Genomic DNA, 21038 nt, shown 5'->3' with positions numbered 1-21038 from the left:
TGAGTCGGGCGCGGTTCAGCGACAACAGCTGAGACACGTGTGCGCGCACGCCGGCATCCCGTGACGCGAGGTCACGAGGAGGGTGCGGGCTGCCGTGGTCATGCCGAGAACCATAGCCGCGGCCCGCGCGCGTGGACACCCCTGGTCCGCATGGTGGGAAACCGGAAATTCTAGACTCTTTCGATCCAGTTTGTCGATCCTGCCGTGACCTGCGAAGGCGCTGTCCGTCGCGTCCGGGCGCGGGGCCCACTGCATGTCAGGACGTCCGTCCGGCACCGGGGCGCATCTCACTTTGTGCAAACTTTCACGACGGGGGCGTCAGCAAATACCATGTCCCCATGGAGATCCTCTACAACGTCTTCCTCACGCTGCACTTCGTCGGCTGGGCCGTCGTCCTCGGCGGCTACCTCGCGTCGCTGCGCACGCCGGGCCTCTACACGGGCGTGCTCCACGGCGCGCTCACCGCGCTCGTCGCGGGCATCGCCATGGTGGGCGTCGGCGAGGCGTCGGTCTGGGAGACCTGGCCGAATGGCGGCCCGGACATGGCCAAGATCGCCGTGAAGCTCACGGTCGCGCTCGTGATCTCCGTGCTCGCGTTCGTCGCGAAGCGCCAGGGGAGCAAGGCGGCCGACGGTGCCGTCGCGCCGGGTCTCAAGCACGCGATCGGCGGGCTCACCCTGGTCAACATCCTCGTCGCCGTCTTCTGGAACTGATCCCTTCCGACCCGTGCGGCCCGTCGACGCTCCTGCGTCGGCGGGCCGTCGTCGTCCCGGCCGGGACCGTTGACGCGGAACTAGGTGCATGGTCCACTAGTCGCATGGTCCTTCGCTATCTCGTGCTCGGGCTCCTCACCCTCCGGCCGATGACCGGCTACGACCTCAAGCGCGCGTTCGACTCGTCCGTGCGCCACTTCTGGGCGGCCGACCGCTCGCAGCTCTACCGGACCCTCGCCGCGATCGTCGATGCCGGGCTCGCGGAGGTCGAGGTGGTGCCGCAGGAGAGCTACCCCGACCGCAAGGTCCACACGATCACCGACGCGGGCCGCGCGGCCCTGCGCGACTGGCTCGGATCGCCGCTCGAGGCGGAGGACTCGCGCGAGCCGTTCCTCGGGCGGCTGTTCTTCGCCGACCAGGTCGACGACGCGGAGGTCGCCGCGCTCCTCGCGGCACGCCGCGCGCAGGCGGAGGAGACGCTCGCCGCGCTGACCGCCGAGGAGGAGCGGGTCGCCGCGGTCCTCGCCGGCGGCGGACCCGACGCCGACCGCGTCCGGGGCACGCGGGGGCTCGCCCTGCGGCTCGCGACGCTGCGGCACGGGCTCGCGCACGCACGCACCGAGCTCGCGTGGCTCGCCGAGACCGAGCGCGAGGTGCTCGCGTGAGCCTGCCGGACGCCGTCGTGCACCACCCCGCCCGACGGACCGGCGCGGCCGCCACGGAGCGCACGTCCGTCGTCCTGCTGCACGGGGGCAACGTCGCGTCGTGGATGTGGCAGCCGCAGGTCGAGGCGCTCGACGACCTCGACGTGTGGACGCCCGACCTGCTCGGCTTCGGCACTCGCGCGGGCGAGGTCCCGGCGTCGCTCGACGCGGTCGCCGACGACGTCGCCGCGACCGTCGCGGGGATCCCCGCCGAGCACGAGGTGCACGTCGTCGGGCTGTCGTTCGGCGGGGTCGTCGCCCTGCGCCTCGCGGCGCGGCACCCGGGCCTCGTCCGCTCCGTCCTCGCCTCGGGCGCCGTGCTCGACGGCGTGCACGGCCTCGCCGGGGCGCTCGGCCGCGCGCAGCTCCGGGTCTGGGACCGGCCCTGGTACTGGCGCGCGCAGGCGCGAGCCACGGGCGTCCCCGCCGACGCGCGGGACCTCTTCGTGCGCTCGGGCCTCGCGATCCGCCGCGCGACCATGGAGCGCATCGTGGCCGATGCCTACGGCGGGTGCTGGCCGGACGGGATCGAACGGTCCGGAGCACGCGTGCTCGCCGTCGCGGGCGGAAAGGACGTGCGTGCCGCGCGCGGCGCCCTGGCGACCGTGCGGCGCCGCCTGCCGGACGCCGTCGTGCGCCTCGCGCCCGGGATGCACCACCAGTGGAGCGCCGAGGACCCCGACCTGTTCAGCGCGATGATCCGGTCGTGGGTGCTCGACGGCGTCGCGCACCCGCGGCTCGTGCCGCTCCCGGGACGTGCGCGCGGCCGCTGACGTGCGAGGGTTGCCCTCGTGAGCGTCGGTGGAGAGGTCCTCGTCGGGCTGGCGATCCTCGTCGGGCTGGTCGGGATCGTCGTGCAGGTCCTGCCCGGGAACGTCCTCGTGCTCGGGGCGGTCCTCGTGTGGGCGGTCGTCACGGGCGGCACGGCGGCGTGGGTCGTCTTCGCCGTGGCGGCCCTCTTCGTGGTGGCGGCGGAGGTCGCGCAGTACGTGCTCGCGGGTCGGCACATGCGCCGCGCCGAGGTCCCGTGGTCGACCCTCGTGTGGGGCGGGGTCGCGGGGGTGGTCGGGTTCTTCGTCATCCCCGTGATCGGGCTCTTCATCGGGTTCGTGCTCGCCGTGTTCGTCGCCGAGCTCCTGCGCCGCCGCGACCGACGCGCCGCGTGGCGCGCGACCGTCGCCGCGATGCAGGCCACCGGCATCACGGTCCTCGTCCAGCTCCTGGGTGGCCTGCTCGCCGCCGCGACCTGGGGCGTCGGGCTCGCGATCACCTGACCCGGCGGCTCAGCCGGGCAGCTCCATGACGTACAGCGTGTTGCCGTCGACGTCGCGCAGCGCGAACATCGGCGGCACGCCCTCCCAGCGCAGGAGCTCGCCCGTGTCCGCACCGGCCTCGCCGAGCGCCGCGTGGTCGGCGGCCGCGTCGGAGGTCGTGAGCCGGATCCCGGTGTCGACGCCCGCGGGGAAGCCGTCGCCGGCCGCGACGAGGGCGAGCGACGTCGCGGCTCCCGGGGGCGCGACCTCGACCCACCGGAACCCCTCCTGGAGCTCACCGTCCATGCGGACCTCGAGCCCGAGCGTCCCGGTGTAGAACGCGAGCGCGCGGTCCTGGTCGGCGACCGGGACCGCGACGGTGTGCACGCCCGTGAGGCGGGTCGTCGTCATGGTGTCTCCTTCGACAGGGCGGGGCGTGCCGCCCGGACGGGCGGTCACGAACGGCAGACCGCCCGGGGTGGCGCGACTCATCGGCCGATCGGCGCCGGGTGTGGGCGCGGGCGCCTAGGCTGGAGGGGCTATGGCTTCGCTCTTCGAGAACCTCCCGCTGCCCGGCCTCGACACGCTGTTCGACGGCCCGCGCGTCGACCACGGCGGCGAGTCCCGCCTCCCGCGGACCGCGCCGCGCTGGACCGACGACCCGGCCGTGCCCGACGGCGCGGGCTCGCCGGTCGGGGACGCCGCGGCGGGCGGGACGACCGCGCCGGGCGACGGCGCGCCGTCGGGCACGGGGGAGCGACGCGGCAGGTACGCCCACCTCGACCCCGACGCGCTGCTCGACGGGCTCAACCCGCAGCAGCGCGAGGCCGTCGTGCACGCGGGCGGGCCGCTGCTCATCGTCGCGGGCGCCGGGTCGGGCAAGACGCGCGTGCTCACGCACCGCATCGCGCACCTGCTCGCCACGGGCCGGGCGCGCGCGGGCCAGATCCTCGCGATCACGTTCACCAACAAGGCCGCAGCCGAGATGCGCGAGCGCGTCGAGGCGCTCGTCGGGCCGTCCGCGCGCACCATGTGGGTCTCCACGTTCCACTCGGCGTGCGTGCGCATCCTGCGGCGCGAGGCCAAGACGCTCGGGCTGCGGTCGAGCTTCTCCATCTACGACGCCGCGGACTCCCAGCGGCTCATCACCCTCGTCACGCGCGAGCTCGACCTGGACCCAAAGAAGTACCCGGCGCGCTCGCTCGCGAACAAGATCTCGGACCTCAAGAACGAGCTCGTCGACCCCGAGACGTACGCGCGCGACTCCGGCGCGCACGCGACCGACGAGGGTCTCGCGGCTCGCGGCGCGAGCGTCCCCGAGTTCGACCAGGTGCTCGCCGACGTCTACACGCGCTACCAGGCCCGTCTCGTCGCGGCCAGCGCGCTCGACTTCGACGACATCATCATGACCACGGTCAACCTGCTCCAGGCGTTCCCCGCGGTCGCCGAGCACTACCGCCGCCGGTTCCGCCACGTGCTCGTCGACGAGTACCAGGACACCAACCACGCCCAGTACGTGCTCGTGCGCGAGCTCGCGGGCGTGGGCGAGGACTCCGCCGCGACCGACGCCGCGACGAGCGGGACGGGCGAGGCGCAGGTCCCGGCGCTCGACCCGGCCGAGCTCACCGTCGTCGGCGACGCCGACCAGTCGATCTACGCGTTCCGCGGCGCGACGATCCGCAACATCCTCGAGTTCGAGGCCGACTACCCGGACGCCCGCACCATCCTGCTCGAGCAGAACTACCGCTCGACCCAGAACATCCTCTCGGCCGCCAACGCCGTCATCTCGCGCAACCCCGACCGCAAGCCCAAGCGCCTGTGGACCGACTCGGGCGCGGGCGCGAAGGTCATCGGCTACGTCGCGGACAACGAGCACGAGGAGGCGCGGTTCGTCGCGGAGGAGATCGACCGCCTCGGCGACACCGAGGGCGTGCGTCCCGGCGACGTCGCGGTGTTCTACCGCACCAACGCGCAGTCCCGCGCGCTCGAGGAGGTGCTCATCCGCGTCGGCCTCCCGTACAAGGTCGTGGGCGGCACGCGCTTCTACGAGCGGCGCGAGGTCAAGGACGCCGTCGCGTACCTGCGGGCGATCGACAACCTCGACGACGACGTCAACCTGCGGCGCGTGCTCAACGTCCCCAAGCGCGGGCTCGGCGACCGGGCGGAGGGCGCGGTCGCGGCACTCGCGGACCGCGAGCGCATCTCGTTCGGCGCGGCGCTCGACCGCATCGACGAGATCCCGGGCCTGACGAACCGCACGCTCAACCCGCTGCGCGCGTTCGTCGAGCTCATGACGGGCCTGCGCGAGCTCGCGGACTCCGGCGCGACCCCGGCCGAGATCCTCGGCGCCGTCCTCGACCGCACGGGCTACCTCGCCGAGCTGCGCGCGAGCGACGACCCGCAGGACGCGACGCGCGTCGAGAACCTCGCGGAGCTCCACGCCGTCGCGACCGAGTTCACCGAGCTCGAGCCCGAGGGCACGCTGTCCGACTTCCTCGAGCGCGTGTCCCTCGTGGCGGACGCCGACCAGATCCCCGCCGAGGACGTCGCCGACGGCGCGAGCGAGGCCGAGGAGAAGGAGGACCCGGGGGTCGTCACGCTCATGACGCTCCACACGGCGAAGGGCCTCGAGTTCCCCGTCGTGTTCCTCACCGGCATGGAGGACGGCACGTTCCCGCACATGCGGTCCCTGCACGACGACGCCGAGCTCGCCGAGGAGCGCCGCCTCGCCTACGTGGGCATCACCCGCGCGCGCGAGCGCCTCTACGTCTCGCGGTCCGCGGTGCGGTCCGCGTGGGGCATGGCGAACGAGTTCCCGCCCAGCCGGTTCCTCGAGGAGATCCCCGAGGAGCTGTGGGACTGGCGACGGCGCGAGTCGTCGATGGCGACCCTGCGGGCGGGCGGGTCGGTCTGGGGCCGCGGCTCGTCGTCGGGCTCGTGGTCCGGTGCGCGGTCCGGGCCGTGGTCGGGGTCGCGGGCAGGTGCCGACGGCGACGGATCTGCCCCTCGTGGCCCTCGTTCCTCGGGGTCCTCGCGCCAGGCCCGCCGCGACCCGGCGTCGACCACCTCTGCGCGCTCTTCCTTCGGCTCGGCGTCCGGAGGGGCGACGTTCGGGTCGGCGACGCCGCGGGCCGACGGGGACGTGCCGAACCTCGCCGTCGGGGACAAGGTGACGCACGACGCGTACGGGCTCGGGACGGTCGTCGCGCTCGAGGGCGCCGGGCCGAACGCCGTGGCGAAGATCGACTTCGGCGCGGACGGGACGAAGCGGCTGCTGCTGCGGTACTCGCCCGTCACCAAGCTCTGACGCTCAGCCGAGGCTGCCGACGGTGCCGAGCCAGATGTAGGCGGAGTAGAACGCGCCCGCGACCACGGCCGTGCCCGCGACGGTGACGACGACCGGCCACGTGCCGCGGACGCGGCGCGCGAGCATCGCGGCGAGCAGGACGAGCGACGCGACGCCGGCGACCACCCAGTAGGTCGCGCCGGTGTGCTCGGCGACGGTCAGGAGGCCGTACGTGCCCTCGCCGACCCCGATCCCGGCGAGGAGCGCCGTCGCGAGGGCGGCGCGCACGCCCTGGGTCCGCAGCCACGCCGCGGCGACGCCGACGAACGGGCCCGCGACGACGCCGACCAGCCCGAACAGCAGCGGGTGGTACACGAAGCCGCGGAGGTCGGCGGCCACGGTGTACCCGAGCACGAGGAGCACGAAGCTCGCGGCCCCGAGCACCGCGGCGTGCCACGTCCGGGCGCGGGGTGCGCCCGCGAACCACGCCACGAGCAGCACCGTGAGCAGGGTCCACCCGCTCGACGAGTTGGCGAACGGGCTCGCGGCGTCCGGCAGGAAGCCCTGCGCGTACGACGTGAGGCCGCCCAGCAGGAACGACGCGGCGACGACGACGAGGGCGCGCACCGCGGTGCGGGCCGCTCCGTCGGCCGGTACGGGTCGGCTCGGCGCGGACGAGGGGAGGGCGGCGGAGGCCGTGCGGGCGGCGGGTTCGGTGGCGGGCACGGAGCCACGCTAGGTCGCCGCACGAGCGCCGTCGTCCGACCGTCGCCCGACCTGGGGCGCACGAGCGTCCACCCGTGGTCGGAGTCGAGGGTCGCGCATATCGATCATCGTTGTTATCGTTTCTCGATGTTATCGATCGTCGATACGCGACGATCCGCGACCCCAGGAGGAACGGTGCCCGCCACCGAACGCCAGCGCTTCTCGTTCGTCGAGCTCGACCGGACCGACGTCGTGGTGACGTACGTCGTCGCCGCGCTCGTCGTGGTCGGCTCCGCCGTCGCCGTGGTGCGGCGCGTCGCCGAGCTCCTCGGGGGCGGGCCCGTCCCGGTGCGGATCGAGCTCACGGGCGACGAGACGCTGCGCGCACCCCTCGGGCCGGGCGGCGCGGACGTCCCGGCCACGGCGGGATCGGTCGTCGTCGAGGTGCCGCACCTGCCCGGCCTCGCGACGGGCGTCGCGCTGCTCGAGGCGGTGCTCGTGCCCGCGGCGTACGGCGTCACCGCGGTGTGCCTCGCGCTGTTCTGCCGGCGCGTGGTGCGCGGGGCGGCGTTCACGGCCGGGACCACGCGGCTCGTGCTCGTGTCGTGCGTCGCGCTGGTCGTGGCGTGGCTCGTCCAGGTCGGCGCGACGACGGCCGTCGGCGACGCGGCGCGCGCCGCCCTCGGCGGGGCGGAGGCGGACCCCGGCGCCGTGTTCGTGGCGTCGTTCCCCCTCGGGCTCCTCCTCGTCGCGATCGCGCTCGGCGCGGTCGCGGGTGCGATGCGCGTGGGGGAGCGGGTCCAGCGCGAGACCGAGGGGCTCGTCTGATGCCGCCCGAGGAGGAGGCCGGCCGGGTCCACTGCCGGCTCGACGAGCTCCTCGAGGAGCGCGGCATGACGCTCAGCCGGCTCGCCGAGCTCGTCGGCGTCACGGTCGTGAACCTCTCGGTGCTCAAGAACGACCGCGCGCGGGCCGTCCGCTTCTCGACCCTGACCGCGATCTGCGACGCGCTCGGCTGCGAGATCGGCGACCTGCTGGTCCTGCGACCGCACGCGTAGCGCCGGCCCCTCGCGCGTGCCTCGCGCGTCCGGCGAAGGAGCGCGCGAGGCCCGGGCTCAGGACGCGGTGCGGTGCTCCGTCGCGAGCGCGGTGCGCAGGCCGTCGAGGTCGCTGCCCGCCTCGGCGAGCGCCGCGACCAGGGCGCGGTGCGCCGTCGTCCCGTCCGCACGGACGAGGGCGAGGAGCACGTGACCGGAGTCGATGGACCGCGAGCCCACGCGGACCGCCTCGCGCAGCGAGAGCTCGAGCGTCTTCTTCGCCTCCTTCGTGAACGGCAGGTGCCCGCGACGGGCGTGCCGGCGCCGGTCGAGCGCGCCCGCGCCGAACGCGGCGTCCGTCCGCGCGCGGACCGCGTCGAGGTCGATCCCGAGCGATGCGAGCGCGGGGCCGTCGAGGTCGTCGCGGGCCCCGGGTGCGGCGGCGTGCCGGTCGACCGCGTCGGGCGTGACCCCGACGGCGGCGAGGGCGCTGGCGGCGACGCCGCCCGGCTGGTGGGCGAGGGCGAGGAGCAGGTGGACGGCGTCGATGGCGTCGTCGCCGCGCTCGCGCGCGTGCGTCTGGGCCTCGACGACCGTCGCCCGCGCGTCGCCGGAGAAGCGTTCGAACATGTCATGACCTCCTGGTGCTACGGGACGCCGCGTACTTCTTGTGCACGGCCTGCCGGGTCACGCCGAGCCGGTCCGCGATCTCCTGCCACGACCAGCCCAGCGAGCGCGCGTTCTCGACCTGCAGCGCCTCGAGGCGCTCGGCGAGCACGCGCAGCGACCGCACGGCGCGCAGACCCACGTCCGGGTCGGTGCTGCTCGCGGCGTCCATGTCGACGGGTTCCATGGCTGTCAATCTAGGTTGACGGCGCCTTCGTGTCAACCAGTGTTGACGAACGGTGCCGGGGCGGGTCCCGGACGGCGCGCGCGGTCCACTAGGGTCGTGGCGCCGCGCCGGCGTCCGAGGGCGCAGGGGGCACACCGACGACCACGGAAGAGGACACGATGCAGCAGCGGTCCGACGCGCCCGGGGGACGCGCACGGCGCGCGCTCCTGGCGCTCACGGCGTGCGTGACGGCGGCGACGCTCGTCGCCGGGTGCGGGACGACGACCAGCCCCGAGGAGCCCGGCGAGACGTCGGCGTCCGAGGGCGCGGTGGCGCCCACCCGGTCCACGGACCCCACGCCGGTCGTGGTCGAGGGCCACGTGCGCGGCGTGGACGTCGAGGCGAGGGTCGGGCCGGTCGCCGTGGACGGCGACCTCGCGGTGCTCCGCGTCGAGGTCGAGGCCACCGGCGGCGACGAGGCGGTCATGGCCGGGTTCGTGTTCGCCAACCGGGCGCTCACCCAGGAGGACTCGTTCGACGGCGTGCGGCTCGTCGACCTGGAGGCCGGCGTCGTGCGGGAGGCGGCACGGACCGCGGACGGGGCCGCGCTCGCGTCGATGGGCGAGGAGTACATGCTCTCGCCCGGCCGTGAGCCCGTCGTCGGGCACGTCGCGTTCGACGCCCCGCCCACGGCCACCACCTCCGTGCTCGTCCCGGCCGTCGGCCTCGTCGAGGACGTGCCCGTCGTCGAGGCGGCGGACGCGGACGGCCTCACCGTCCCGGTCGCGGAGCTCTCGTCGGGCGACCTCGCGGGCGTCGTCGCTCCCTCCGCCTACCTCGAGACGTTCAGCACCACGGCCGGCGACGCCGTGCGCACGCGCGACGCGCACGACGTGGTCAGCGTCGTGGTCGACTCCGACGTCCTCTTCGACGTCGACTCCGCCATGATCGGGCCGGGCGCGGACGAGGCGCTCGACGCGGTCGTCGCGCAGCTCTCGCTCGCGGCCGACGGCGAGCTCGTCGTCGTCGGGCACACCGACGACCAGGGCGAGGAGGCCGCGAACCAGGAGCTCTCGGAGCGGCGCGCCCGGGCCGTCGCGGACCGGTTGGCCGAGATCGCCGACCTGGGGCGGTTCGACGTCCGGGTCGAGGGTCGGGGCGAGAGCGAGCCCCTCACGACGGAGGCGACCGACGAGGCGCGCGCGCTCAACCGCCGCGTGACCGTCGAGTTCACGCCCGCCACCGACGCCGCGACGGTCCGGGCGCCCGCGGGCGACGGGCTCGTCCCGGCCGAGGGCCCGACGATCGAGGGCCTGGGCGGCGCCGTCGTCCTGCACGGCGACGGCGTCGGCGGGGTGCAACGCCTGCACGTCGAGCTGCTCGGGGTGCGGCGCGTCGGCGGATACCTCGTGGGCGAGCTCGCCGTGCGCAACGACGGCGCCGAGCAGGCGTCCTTCGTCAGCGTCCTCGGCTCCGTCCGCGACGGCCGGGGCGACCTCGGCCTGGGCCTGCTCGGCGCGAGCAACGTGACCCTGCTCGACGGCGGGGTGCGGGTCTATCCCGTGGACTACCTCGTCGACGAGGACCTCTACGAGATCTCGGCCCGGAACGTCCTCGCGGACGCCGCGGTCGGCTCGCTGGCGTCGGGGACGACGTCGGTCGTCAGCGTGGTCTGGCCCGACCGGGGTTCCGACACGGTCGTCGTCGACGTGCCCGAGGGGTCGACGTCCGTCACGGACGGCAGCACGCCCATCCGGTTCGTGGACGTCCCGGTCTCGGGCTGAGCCCCCGCGGGGCGCGCTCCGCTGCCGGAGGGCTGCGGCCGCGTGACGAACGAAACACGCGTCGTCGGCGGCCGGGGGTCGGCCCGCGATAGGAGCGCTCGGCTTCGCGGGCTACCCTGTAGGGGGATGTCTTGATGTCGAGACATCGGTCATGCCGCACACGGCGCATCAGACGGAAGGACGCAGCAGGGTGGACCTGTTCGAATACCAGGCGCGCGACATCTTCGAGAAGCACGGCGTGCCCGTGCTGGGCGGGGTCGTCGCGACGACGCCCGAGGAGGCCCGCGCGGGCGCTGAGAAGCTCGGCGGCGGCACCGTGGTCGTCAAGGCCCAGGTGAAGACCGGCGGCCGCGGCAAGGCCGGCGGCGTCAAGCTCGCCCACTCGCCCGAGGAGGCCGCCGAGAAGGCGTCCGAGATCCTCGGCATGGACATCAAGGGCCACACGGTCCACCGCGTGATGATCGCGCAGGGCGCCAAGATCGCCGAGGAGTTCTACTTCTCGGTGCTGCTGGACCGCTCGAACCGCAACTACCTCGCCATGTGCTCCGTCGAGGGCGGCATGGAGATCGAGCAGCTCGCGGTCGAGCGTCCCGAGGCGCTCGCGAAGGTCGCCGTCGACCCGATCGTGGGCATCGACGAGGCGAAGGCGCGCGAGATCGTCGACGCCGCCGGCTTCGCCGAGGACCTCAAGGCCCCGGTCGCGGCGGTCGTCCAGAAGCTGTGGACCGTGTTCACGGCCGAGGACGCGACGCTCGTCGAGGTGAACCCGCTCGTCCGCACCGAGGACGGCTCGATCGTCGCGCTCGACGGCAAGGTCACGCTCGACGACAACGCGTCGGAGGTCCGGCACCCCGACCACGCCGCGCTCGAGGACAAGGAGTCGACCGACCCGCTCGAGGCCAAGGCGAAGGCGAACGGCCTCAACTACGTCAAGCTCGACGGCGAGGTCGGCATCATCGGCAACGGCGCCGGGCTCGTCATGAGCACGCTCGACGTCGTCGCGTACGCGGGCGAGAAGCACGGCGGCGTGAAGCCCGCCAACTTCCTCGACATCGGCGGCGGCGCCAACGCGCAGGTCATGGCGAACGGCCTGGACGTCATCCTGGGCGACCCGCAGGTCAAGTCGGTGTTCGTCAACGTCTTCGGCGGCATCACCGCGTGCGACGAGGTCGCCAAGGGCATCGTCGGCGCGCTCGAGATCCTCGGCGACGAGGCCTCGAAGCCGCTCGTCGTGCGCCTCGACGGCAACAACGTGGACCTCGGTCGCGCGATCCTGCGCGAGGCGAACCACCCGCTCGTGACCCTCGCCGAGACCATGGACGGCGGGGCCGACAAGGCTGCCGAGCTGGCCAACGCCTGATCGCCCGAAGACGCGGAAAGCTGAGACAGAGAACACCATGTCGATCTACCTGAACTCCGACTCCAAGATCATCGTCCAGGGCATCACCGGCGGGATGGGTGCCAAGCACACCGCCCTCATGCTCGACTCGGGCGCGCAGATCGTCGGCGGCGTCAACGCGCGCAAGGCCGGCACGACCGTCACGCACAAGGACCACGAGGGCAACGACGTCACGCTGCCCGTGTTCGGCACGGTCGCCGAGGCGATGGCCGAGACGGGCGCGAACGTGTCCGTCCTGTTCGTCCCGCCGGCGTTCACCAAGGACGCCGCGATCGAGGCGATCGACGCCGAGATGCCGCTCATCGTCGTCATCACCGAGGGCGTGCCCGTCCAGGACACGGCCGAGGTCTGGGCCTACCTCCAGGGCAAGAAGACGCGCATGATCGGCCCGAACTGCCCCGGCATCATCACGCCGGGCGAGTCGCTCGCCGGCATCACCCCGCACACCATCACGGGCAAGGGCCCGGTCGGTCTCGTGTCGAAGTCGGGCACGCTGACCTACCAGATGATGTACGAGCTCAAGGACCTCGGGTTCTCGACCGCCATCGGCATCGGCGGCGACCCGATCGTCGGCACCACGCACATCGACGCGCTCGAGGCGTTCGAGAACGACCCCGAGACCAAGGCGATCGTCATGATCGGCGAGATCGGCGGCGACGCCGAGGAGCGTGCCGCGGCCTACATCAAGGAGCACGTCACGAAGCCGGTCGTCGGCTACGTCGCGGGCTTCACCGCGCCCGAGGGCAAGACGATGGGCCACGCCGGCGCCATCGTCTCCGGCTCGGCGGGCACCGCCCAGGCGAAGAAGGAGGCCCTGGAGGCCGTCGGCGTGAAGGTCGGCAAGACGCCGTCCGAGACCGCCGCGCTCCTGCGCGAGGTCCTCGCCTGACACCGGGGTCCGCGGCCGGCGCATGACGCCGGCGCCACCCGCACCCGACGCCCCGCGACCCTCCGGTCGCGGGGCGTCGTGCGTCCGGCACGGCGTCGCCGACCCCGGCGTCGTGGCCCTTGGCGTCGTGGCCCCCTGGCGTCGTGGCCACGGCCACGGGTGCGCAGCGCCCGGCGCGGGGGCATCGCGGGGCACGGGTAGTCTGGCGCGCCGGGGCGAATGTCACGAACCGACCTCCCGATCGACGACGATAGGCACCATGAGCACCACCAGCACGACGCGTGGTGCGCGCACGCGCACCGTGGACGGCAGCCCGGCACCAGCACCGGTGGTGGTCCGGCGCGGTCCCTCCGGGGTGCTGGCCGCGCTCCAGGCGTTCGTGCTGTCCCTCGCGGTCGTCGTTCTGCCGGGCGTCGTGGCCTTCCTCGGCTCGTCGAGCGGGACGTCGGAGGGCAGCGGGTGGGGCCAGTCGGTGACGATCGCCGCGGGCTTCTGGCTGCTCGGCCACGGTGTCCCGCTCGTCGCGAGCGGCACGACCGTCACGCTCGTCCCGCTCGGCCTCACCGCGCTCGCCCTGTTCTGCTGCTTCGCGTCCGCGCGCCGGTCCGCGTACACCTCGACCGCCGCGTGGGCCGCCGGGACGGCGACGTACGCGCTCGCGACGCTGGGCGTCGCGCTCCTCGCCGGCTCGACGCCGCCGTGGGGTCTCGGGGTCGCGGTCGCGGGCGGCGCGCTCGTGGGCGGGCTCGGCCTCGGGGCCGGGATCCTCGCGCGCCCGGACGCCCCGCTCGTCGGCGACCTCACGCAGCGGCTGGACCGCTGGGTGCCGCCGTCGCTGCGGCTCGGGCTCCGCGGCGGTCTGCTCGGCACGAGCCTCCTCGCGGGCGTGTCCGCCGTCGTGGTCGGAGCCTGGCTCGTGGCGGGGCGCGCGACGTCCGCGGACATCGTCGCCGGCCTCGTGCCCGGGACGATCGGGGGGATCGTGCTCGCGGTCGCGCAGCTCGCCGTGCTGCCCAACCTCGTCGCGTGGGCCGGGGCGTGGCTCGTCGGGCCGGGCTTCGCCGTCGGCGAGGGCAGCACGTTCGCGCCGACGGGCTCGCAGCCCGGCGCGCTGCCCGCGATCCCGCTCCTCGGGGCGCTGCCCGGCGACGACTGGACGAACCCCCTGACGCCGTGGGTGCCGGCCGTCGTCGTGGCGCTCGGCGTGGTGGCGGGGCTCTTCGTGCAGCGCCGGCTGCGCGACGTCACGGGCACCCACCCCGACGACGACGTGCCGTGGCTCGACGCGTGCCTCGCCGTCACGGGCACGGCGGTCGGCGTCGGGCTGCTCGCCGGGCTCGTGAGCTGGCTCGCGGGCGGCGCGGTCGGGCCCGGCCGGCTCGAGGTCGTCGGGGCCGACGCGCTCGTCGTGGGCGCGCTCGCCGCGGCCGAGATCGGCGGCGGCGCCGCGCTCGCGGTCCTCGCCGCCCGGCTCGACGTCCTCGGACGGCGCCGCACCGAGGACTGAGCGAGGGGCGCCCTCGGGTCAGGGCGACGTCGGCGCGGGCGCGGGGAACCAGCGCGCGAGCTTCTCCTCGAGGGCCTGCGTGCGCTCGACGTCGCAGCGCTTCTCCGCCGCGACCGTGATCGCGCCGTCGAGGCACTGCTGGTGGGCGAGCGCGACGTCCCACGTCACGAGCGTCGAGACCATCTGCAGCGCGAGCATCGCCGACAGCCCCACGCCGATGCCCAGCGCCGGGACGAGCGCGCCGCGCACACGCGCGCGCCACACGGTCAGGAGCGCGCGGATGCCCACGACGATCGCGCCGAGCGCGAGCGCGAGGCTCACCGCCTGCCACGGGAACGGCATCGTGCTCACGACGATCACGGCGAGCAGGAGCAGGCCGAAGTGCAGGGTGCGCCGCGTCGCCTGCCGAGCGAGCTCAGGGTCCGGCTCCGCGGGTTCCGGTGCGGGCGGGCGGCGGTCGGCGGGGGAGCCGTGCGGGGGCGGGGGCACGGGACCCGACGGGCCGTGCCCGGCGCCCGACGGGACCGGCGCGTCCGGACGCGAGCCGTCGTCCGGCGGCTGCGGCGACTCGGGGCGGGGCCGCCGCGGCGCGTCGGGACGGGGCGGTGCGTACGGGTTGCCCACGGGCGGCTCCTCGGTCGGTCGGGCGGCTCGCGGTACATTCTCCCATCGGACGCCGGGTGCCCGGGAGGGTGCCCGCCCGTCCCGCCCGACCGGCGCCCCGGCGCCGTGCGGGCGCCGCACCGACGCCGACCCACCCGACCGAAGCCCCGCAGGAGCACCGTGCAGACGCCGTCCGGCCACCCCGTCGAGTCCACCTCCGCAGCCCGCGTCGTCGTCCTCGTCTCGGGCGCGGGCAGCAACCTCGCGGCCATCCTCGCGGCGCACGACGACGCGGCGTACGGCGCGCGCGTCGTCGGCGTCGTGTCCGACAAGGCCGACGCGGGCGGGCTCGACCTCGCGCGCCGAGCGGGCGTCGCCGCCGTGACCGTCGCGCCCGGGGACTTCGTGGACCGGGCGGCGTGGAACGAGGCCGTCGCGCAGGCCGTCGACGTCTTCCGGCCGGACCTCGTCGTCCTCGCCGGGTTCATGCGGATCCTCGGGCCCGCGTTCGTCGGGCGCTTCGCGGGCCGCACCATCAACACCCACCCGGCGCTCCTGCCGTCGTTCCCGGGCGCGCACGGGGTCCGCGACGCCCTCGCGTACGGCGTGCGCGTCACAGGGTGCACCGTGCACGTCGTCGACGACGGCGTCGACACGGGCCCGATCATCGCCCAGATCGCGGTCCCGGTCGAGGACGGCGACGACGAGGAGTCGCTGCACGAGCGCATCAAGGTCGCCGAGCGGGCCCTGCTCGTCGAGACCGTCGGCCGCGTCGCGCGCGAGGGCATGCGCATCGAGGGTCGTCGCGTCGTGCTGGGCGGGGTGTCCTGACCGACTGAGGTCGGCACGTCCGTCCGAGATCGGCATTCCCGTCCGTGATCGGCGGTCCGGGCTGCCGATCTCGCGAGGGAGCGCCGATCTCACCGCTCGGCGGGCGGGCCGGCGTCGCGCGGCGCGAGCACCGCGAGGAGCTGGTAGGTCTCGCGGGGCGCGTCGGGGCTCGCGCGACCCTCGTCGACCGAGCGCGCGGACCAGCGCTCGACGAGCTCCTCGATCTCTCGCGTCATCGCCGACGCCTGGTCGGGCGTGAGCACGAGCGCGCTCAGCGCGAAGATGCGGTCCTCCCGGGGCGCGGTCCCGCTCCCACGGCGCAGCGTCTCCTCGACCCAGGCGAGCGCGGGGCGGACGACCTGGCGCACGGCGTCCGGCGTGCCGGGCTCGACCGTGTAGCTCTCAGCGACGTTCCTCCAGACGCGGTCCCGCCGGTCCCGGGCGTGCTCCGGGGCCTCGACGATCATGCCCGCCCGGGCGAGGACCCGGAGGTGGAAGCTCACCGAGTTCGCGGGCTCCCCGGTGGCCCGGGCGAGGTCCGCGGCGCGCGCGTGCCCGAGGACGGCGAGCTCCATGAGGATCCGCTGGCGCGTCGGGTGCGCGATCGCGCGCAGCGCCGCGGGGTCCTGGACGCGGAAGGTGTCGAGCACAGGGCGAGGCTAGCAACGCGAGCGGCGCGCGAGGCATGTGCACATCCGACGTTGCGCAATGGGGATTGCGCAACGTGAGTTGCGCATGTACGTTGCCGCCATGTCCACCCCGCCCTCCGCCGAGAGCCGTCCGTCCCTCGCGTCGCCACCGGCGCCCGACGCCTCGGGCGACCTCGACCCCGGCACGGGCGCCCCGCCGTCGCTCCTGCGCAACCGGTCGTACCTGCTGCTCATGACCGGGCTGACCGCGGAGTCCCTCGGAGCCGGGGTGGCGCTGTTCGCCGTGCCCCTCGTGGCGTACGGCCTCACCGGGTCCGTCGTCCAGGCCGGGGTGGTGGCCGCCGTCGGGCAGGTGGGCGCGCTCCTGGCCACGTTGCCCGCCGGCGTCGTCGCGGACCGCGTGGACCGCCGCCGCCTCGTCGTGGCCGCGGCGACCGTCGGGGCGCTGCTCTGGACGACCGTCGCGGTGGCCGCCGGCACCGGGTCGCTCTCCGCGTGGCACCTCGCCGCCGTCCTGTTCGGAGCCTCGGTCGTCGGCGCGCTCGTGGACCCGGCGACGAGCGGCGCGTTCCGCTCGGTGGTCCCGGTGCCGCAGCTCCCGACGGCGCTCGCGGCCGTCCAGGGGAGGGACGCGGTGGCGAGTCTGCTCGCCGGACCGCTCGGCGGGGCGCTCTACGCCGTCGCGCACGCCGTCCCGCTCGCCGGGGCCGCGATCGGGCACGCGGCGACCGCGGTGTGCACGTGGCTCGTGCGCGAGCCGCTCAACGGCGACGTCGCGGCGGCGCGCGCCACCCGGCCCGTCGCGGCGCTGCGCGAAGGGCTGCGCTTCGTGTGGTCCGTGCCGCTGTTCCGCGCGCTGCTCGGCCTGTTCGTCGTCATCAACGTCGCGTTCGGCGGACTCATGGTCGGCATCAACCTCGAGCTCGTGCGCACGGGGACGGCACCGCTGCTCATCGGCCTCGTCGATCTCGCGGTCGGCGTGGGCGTGCTCGTCGGGGCCGTGCTCGCGCCCCGGCTCGTCGCGAGGGTGCGCGCCGGGCTGCTCGTCGTCGCGGCCCTGGGCGTGCTCGCCGCGGGGGCCGTCGTCATGGCCGTCCTGGAGTCGTACGCCGCCTACCTCGCGGTGCTGCCGATCGCCCTCGTGCTCGTCCCGGCGGTGAACGCGGGCCTGTCCGGGTACGCCGCGGCCGTCACGCCGCCGCAGCTCCAGGGACGGCTCTCGTCCGTGCTCGGGCTCACCGGCCTCGCGGCGGGCCCGCTCGTCCCGCTGGTCGGCAGCGGGCTCCTCGACCGGTTCGGGCTCGGGACCGCGCTCGCGGTGCTCGCGGGGCTCCTCGTGGTCACCGTCGCGGTCGTCAGCACGGTCCGGCCACTCTGGCGGGTCGGCACGCCCGACACCTGGGCGGACGACGCCGTCGCGCTCGCCGCGTCGGGCGCGGTACCGGGAGCCACGGCGGGCGTCGCGCCGGACGAGCCCGGGCGCCCGGGGCCGGGCCGCTAGACTGGGCGGCGGCCGCGACTGGCGAGGGTGGGAACGACCACCGGGGAGCGGCCGGATCTACCTGCTGGTGCGTCGACCGCCTGGGCGCCTGGGTTCTGCCACTCGCGACGGCCACGTCCGTCGCAGCGACCGCGACCCAGAGGAGCCCCTCGTCATGTCTCATCCCGCACCCTCCGCCCCCGACGTCCAGCTCGCCGACGACGCGCAGCGGCCCGTGCGCCGCGCGCTCCTCAGCGTCTACGACAAGACGGGCCTCGTCGAGCTCGCGACGGCGCTCCACGCCGCGGGCGTCGAGCTCGTCTCCACCGGCTCGACCGCCGCCACCGTCGCGGGCGCGGGCGTCCCCGTGACCAAGGTCGAGGACCTCACCGGCTTCCCCGAGTGCCTCGAGGGCCGCGTCAAGACCCTCCACCCGCGCGTGCACGCCGGGATCCTCGCGGACTCGCGCAAGGCGGACCACCTCGCGCAGCTCGACGAGCTCGGCATCGCGCCGTTCGAGCTCGTCGTGGTCAACCTCTACCCGTTCGCCGCGACCGTGGCGTCGGGCGCGGGGCCGGACGAGGTCGTCGAGCAGATCGACATCGGCGGCCCGTCGATGGTCCGGGCGGCGGCGAAGAACCACCCGAGCGTCGCGGTCGTCGTGGACCCGGCCCGGTACGACGACGTCGTCGCGGCCGTGCAGGCGGGCGGCTTCACCTACGCGCAGCGCAAGGCGCTCGCCGCGGCCGCGTTCGTCCACACCGCGACCTACGACGTCGCGGTCGCGTCGTGGATGGGCAGCGTCGTCGCGCCCACCGACGCCGTCGAGACCGACGGCGGGACCGTGAGCACGGGCTTCCCCGCCTGGATCGGCGCCACGTGGGACCGTTCCGACGTGCTGCGCTACGGCGAGAACCCGCACCAGCGTGCCGCGCTCTACACGGCCGGCCACGGCGCGACCGGTCTCGCCCAGGCGACGCAGCTCCACGGCAAGGCCATGAGCTACAACAACTACGTGGACGCCGACGCCGCGTGGCGCGCCGCGCACGACCACGACGAGCCCGCCGTCGCGATCATCAAGCACGCCAACCCGTGCGGCATCGCCGTCGGCGCCGACGTCGTCGAGGCCCACGCGCGCGCCCACGCGACCGACCCCGTCTCCGCGTACGGCGGCGTCATCGCCGCGAACCGCGTGGTGACCAAGGCGGCCGCCGAGCAGATCGCGCCCGTGTTCACCGAGGTCGTCGTCGCTCCCGGGTTCGAGCCCGACGCGCTCGAGGTGCTGCAGGCCAAGAAGAACATCCGCCTCCTCGTCGTCGACGCGCCGCCCACGGCCGCCGTCGAGACGCGCCCCGTCAGCGGCGGCCTCCTCGTGCAGAGCGCCGACCGGGTCGACGCCGTCGTGACCGACGCCGACGGCACCGTCACCGGCGGTGACGCGCCCGAGCACTGGACGCTCGTCACGGGCGACGCCGCGGACGACGCGACCCTCGCCGACCTCGCGTTCGCCTGGCGCGCGATCCGCGCCGCGAAGTCCAACGCGATCCTGCTCGCGCGCGACGGCGCGGCGGTCGGCGTCGGCATGGGCCAGGTCAACCGCGTCGACTCGTGCCGCCTCGCGGTCGAGCGCGCCAACACCCTCGCCGACGGCGAGGAGCGCGCCCGCGGCGCCGTCGCGGCGTCCGACGCGTTCTTCCCGTTCGCGGACGGCCTGCAGATCCTGCTCGACGCCGGCGTGCGCGCCGTCGTCGCGCCGGGAGGCTCCATCCGTGACGCCGAGGTGATCGAGGCCGCGCGGGAGGCGGGCGTGACGATGTACTTCACGGGGACGCGCCACTTCGCGCACTGACGGGCCGAGCATGTCGTTGCGGCCCGTCCCCCGCCCGGGACGCGCCGCAACGACATGTTCGGCGGTGGTGGGGTCGGCGGCCGGTCGGTCAGCGCAGGGCGTCGCGCAGGCGCCGGGTCGGGTCGAGCGCGACGTCGAGGTCGACACGCAGGTGGCCCGTGCGGTTCATCGCCTTGCGGACGGGGCCGACGTCGCGCGGCGAGTCGACGAGGAGCACCGCCCGGACCTCGGCGACCCGGCCGCCCGGCGCGGGCTCCGCCGTCGGGCCGGACGCCGGGCCCGAGCCCGCCGCCGGGTCGTCGCCGAGCGAGCCCCGGGGGACGTAGAACGCGACCCAGCCGTCGTGGCCCGACGTCCCACCCGCGGGGTCGCCGCGCACGAGCACCTCGTCGTCCTCGGCGGGCACGCCGAAGAGCGCGAGGTCGTGGCCGAGCTGCTGCGAGAACACGTACGGCGCGTGACCCGGGCCCGCGGGCGCCGCGCCGAGCATCGCGGCCACGGTCTCGTCCGGGTCGTGGAGGGCGGCCGACCAGTGGCCGCCCGGCACGGCGCCGAGCACCGGGTGCTCCCGCGTCGCGCAGTCGCCGACGGCCCACAGGCCGGGAAGGCCGGGGACCGCCCCCGACGCGTCCACGCGCACGCTGCCGCGCGCGTCGCGCGGGACCGCGCCGTCGAGCCAGTCCGTCGCGGGCCGCGCGCCGACCGCGGCCAGCACGACGTCCGCGGCGAGCTCGCGCCCGTCGGCGAGGCGGACGCCGTCGGGCCGGACCTCGGCCACGAGCGCACCGGTCACGAGCTCCGCGCCCGCCGCCGCGTACCAGGGCGCGAGGTGCGCGCCGACGACCGGGCCGAGCTGGCGACGCAGCGGCGTCGGCGCGGCCTCGACGACCGTCACGCGGGCGCCCGCCCCGGCAGCGACCCCGGCGATCTCGGCGCCGATCCACCCCGCGCCGACCACGACCAGCCGCAGCCCCGGGCGCAGCGCGCCGCGCAGGGCCTCGGCGTCGTCGACCGTGTGGAGGAGGCGCGCGCCGTCCCACCCGCCGGGCAGGAGCGGTGTCGAGCCGACCGCGAGCACGACGTGGTCGGCGGCGACACGCTCACCCGCCCGGGTCGTGACCTCCCACGACGCCCGCCCGGCCGCGTCGTGCCGCTCGACGCGCACCGCCGGGTCGGCGAGGCACACCTCGTCCGCGAGGGCCTCGACGTCGACGCCGAGGTCCTCCGCGAGCCACGCCGGGCCCGGGCGGCTCAGGAGCTCCTTCGACAGCGGCGGGCGGTCGTACGGGGGCACGCCCTCGGCGCCCAGCAGCGTGACCCGGCCCGCGAAGCCCTGGCGGCGCAGCGCGCCGACCGTCTGCGCGCCGGCGAGGCCGGCCCCGACCACGACGACGGACGACGACGGACCCAGGGCCGGCGCGGACGGGGCCGAGGGCTGAGGTGCGGGAGGGGCCTGCTCGACGGACGCCATGCACGTCACGCTAGGCCACGACGGTAGGCTTCCGGGCGTGGAAGG

The 21038-nt window shown here is 75.3% G+C and carries 21 protein-coding genes and 1 riboswitch; of the genes, 14 read left to right on the top strand and 7 right to left on the bottom strand.

Going from position 1 to position 21038, the window contains the following annotated elements:
* Positions 1-338 precede the first annotated feature (338 nt).
* From GYH36_RS05080 to GYH36_RS05065, 4 genes are all read left to right on the top strand, one after another.
* Positions 339-713 (top strand): hypothetical protein, encoded by a 375-nt coding sequence (locus GYH36_RS05080; protein ID WP_024840402.1) that lies wholly within the window; start codon positions 339-341, stop codon positions 711-713.
* Positions 714-817: 104 nt separating this feature from the next.
* The gene (locus tag GYH36_RS05075) at positions 818-1378 is read left to right on the top strand and encodes a PadR family transcriptional regulator (protein ID WP_024840403.1); all 561 of its coding nucleotides are present in this window, start codon (positions 818-820) and stop codon (positions 1376-1378) included.
* On the top strand, positions 1375-2190 hold the full coding sequence (locus tag GYH36_RS05070; RefSeq protein WP_024840404.1) for an alpha/beta fold hydrolase: 816 nt from the start codon (positions 1375-1377) through the stop codon (positions 2188-2190). The genes GYH36_RS05075 and GYH36_RS05070 overlap by 4 nt, the downstream gene beginning before the upstream one ends.
* 18 nt (positions 2191-2208) lie before the next feature.
* A complete protein-coding gene (locus tag GYH36_RS05065; protein ID WP_162289287.1) occupies positions 2209-2691 on the top strand; it encodes a DUF456 domain-containing protein in 483 nt (160 codons plus the stop codon).
* 9 nt (positions 2692-2700) lie between these two features.
* On the opposite strand, the gene GYH36_RS05060 is transcribed toward GYH36_RS05065, so the two are convergent.
* Positions 2701-3081, bottom strand: a complete 381-nt coding sequence (locus tag GYH36_RS05060) for a VOC family protein (RefSeq protein ID WP_162289286.1) — start codon at positions 3079-3081, stop codon at positions 2701-2703.
* A gap of 130 nt (positions 3082-3211) precedes the next feature.
* On the opposite strand from GYH36_RS05060, the gene pcrA reads away from it, so the two are divergent.
* Positions 3212-5977: a DNA helicase PcrA gene (gene pcrA, locus GYH36_RS05055; RefSeq protein ID WP_115942118.1), complete on the top strand. Its 2766-nt coding sequence runs from the start codon at positions 3212-3214 to the stop codon at positions 5975-5977.
* A 3-nt stretch (positions 5978-5980) separates the two neighbouring features.
* On the opposite strand, the gene GYH36_RS05050 is transcribed toward pcrA, so the two are convergent.
* A complete protein-coding gene (locus GYH36_RS05050; RefSeq protein ID WP_024840408.1) occupies positions 5981-6682 on the bottom strand; it encodes a DUF6518 family protein in 702 nt (233 codons plus the stop codon).
* A 174-nt stretch (positions 6683-6856) separates the two neighbouring features.
* Here GYH36_RS05050 and GYH36_RS05045 point away from each other — a divergent pair, with 174 nt between their 5' ends.
* Together GYH36_RS05045 and GYH36_RS05040 are read left to right on the top strand one after the other, a co-directional pair.
* A complete protein-coding gene (locus GYH36_RS05045) occupies positions 6857-7489 on the top strand; it encodes a hypothetical protein (protein ID WP_162289285.1) in 633 nt (210 codons plus the stop codon).
* Complete coding sequence (locus tag GYH36_RS05040) at positions 7489-7719, top strand: helix-turn-helix domain-containing protein (RefSeq protein WP_024840410.1); 231 nt, start codon at positions 7489-7491, stop codon at positions 7717-7719. The genes GYH36_RS05045 and GYH36_RS05040 overlap by 1 nt, the downstream gene beginning before the upstream one ends.
* Positions 7720-7776: 57 nt before the next feature.
* Here the strand turns inward: GYH36_RS05040 and GYH36_RS05035 are convergent, their stop codons facing one another.
* Positions 7777-8328 carry a Clp protease N-terminal domain-containing protein gene (locus GYH36_RS05035; protein ID WP_115942121.1) on the bottom strand — a complete coding sequence of 184 codons (552 nt, stop codon included), beginning with the start codon at positions 8326-8328 and terminating at the stop codon, positions 7777-7779.
* 1 nt (position 8329) lies between these two features.
* Positions 8330-8551 (bottom strand): helix-turn-helix domain-containing protein, encoded by a 222-nt coding sequence (locus tag GYH36_RS05030; RefSeq protein WP_024840412.1) that lies wholly within the window; start codon positions 8549-8551, stop codon positions 8330-8332.
* A 158-nt stretch (positions 8552-8709) separates the two neighbouring features.
* On the opposite strand from GYH36_RS05030, the gene GYH36_RS05025 reads away from it, so the two are divergent.
* The 4 genes from GYH36_RS05025 to GYH36_RS05010 all read left to right on the top strand — a co-directional run bounded on the left by GYH36_RS05025 (position 8710) and on the right by GYH36_RS05010 (position 14109).
* Positions 8710-10314: an OmpA family protein gene (locus GYH36_RS05025; protein ID WP_162289284.1), complete on the top strand. Its 1605-nt coding sequence runs from the start codon at positions 8710-8712 to the stop codon at positions 10312-10314.
* A 190-nt stretch (positions 10315-10504) separates the two neighbouring features.
* Positions 10505-11674 (top strand): ADP-forming succinate--CoA ligase subunit beta, encoded by a 1170-nt coding sequence (gene sucC / locus GYH36_RS05020; protein ID WP_024840414.1) that lies wholly within the window; start codon positions 10505-10507, stop codon positions 11672-11674.
* 37 nt (positions 11675-11711) lie between these two features.
* Entirely contained in the window at positions 11712-12602 is an 891-nt protein-coding gene (gene sucD, locus GYH36_RS05015) for a succinate--CoA ligase subunit alpha (protein WP_024840415.1), read from the top strand.
* A gap of 259 nt (positions 12603-12861) precedes the next feature.
* Positions 12862-14109 (top strand): cell division protein PerM, encoded by a 1248-nt coding sequence (locus GYH36_RS05010; RefSeq protein WP_162289283.1) that lies wholly within the window; start codon positions 12862-12864, stop codon positions 14107-14109.
* 18 nt (positions 14110-14127) lie between these two features.
* Here the strand turns inward: GYH36_RS05010 and GYH36_RS05005 are convergent, their stop codons facing one another.
* Positions 14128-14733: a hypothetical protein gene (locus GYH36_RS05005; RefSeq protein ID WP_024840417.1), complete on the bottom strand. Its 606-nt coding sequence runs from the start codon at positions 14731-14733 to the stop codon at positions 14128-14130.
* Positions 14734-14892: 159 nt separating this feature from the next.
* Between GYH36_RS05005 and purN the strand changes: the two genes are divergently transcribed.
* Complete coding sequence (purN, locus tag GYH36_RS05000; RefSeq protein WP_162289282.1) at positions 14893-15543, top strand: phosphoribosylglycinamide formyltransferase; 651 nt, start codon at positions 14893-14895, stop codon at positions 15541-15543.
* Positions 15544-15632: 89 nt separating this feature from the next.
* Here purN and GYH36_RS04995 read toward each other — a convergent pair whose 3' ends face one another.
* Positions 15633-16193: an ArsR/SmtB family transcription factor gene (locus tag GYH36_RS04995; protein ID WP_024840419.1), complete on the bottom strand. Its 561-nt coding sequence runs from the start codon at positions 16191-16193 to the stop codon at positions 15633-15635.
* A gap of 100 nt (positions 16194-16293) precedes the next feature.
* Between GYH36_RS04995 and GYH36_RS04990 the strand changes: the two genes are divergently transcribed.
* Positions 16294-17694, top strand: a complete 1401-nt coding sequence (locus GYH36_RS04990; protein WP_162289281.1) for an MFS transporter — start codon at positions 16294-16296, stop codon at positions 17692-17694.
* 4 nt (positions 17695-17698) lie between these two features.
* A riboswitch (ZMP/ZTP riboswitch) is annotated at positions 17699-17787 on the top strand.
* Positions 17788-17848: 61 nt separating this feature from the next.
* Complete coding sequence (purH, locus tag GYH36_RS04985) at positions 17849-19522, top strand: bifunctional phosphoribosylaminoimidazolecarboxamide formyltransferase/IMP cyclohydrolase (protein ID WP_162289280.1); 1674 nt, start codon at positions 17849-17851, stop codon at positions 19520-19522.
* 88 nt (positions 19523-19610) lie between these two features.
* Here the strand turns inward: purH and GYH36_RS04980 are convergent, their stop codons facing one another.
* A complete protein-coding gene (locus tag GYH36_RS04980) occupies positions 19611-20993 on the bottom strand; it encodes an NAD(P)/FAD-dependent oxidoreductase (protein WP_162289279.1) in 1383 nt (460 codons plus the stop codon).
* Between the last annotated feature and the right edge of the window lie 45 nt (positions 20994-21038).

The organism is Cellulosimicrobium composti (genome assembly GCF_010287905.1).
GTDB lineage: Bacteria > Actinomycetota > Actinomycetes > Actinomycetales > Cellulomonadaceae > Cellulosimicrobium > Cellulosimicrobium composti.
This window is presented reverse-complemented; position numbering and strand designations above follow the sequence as displayed.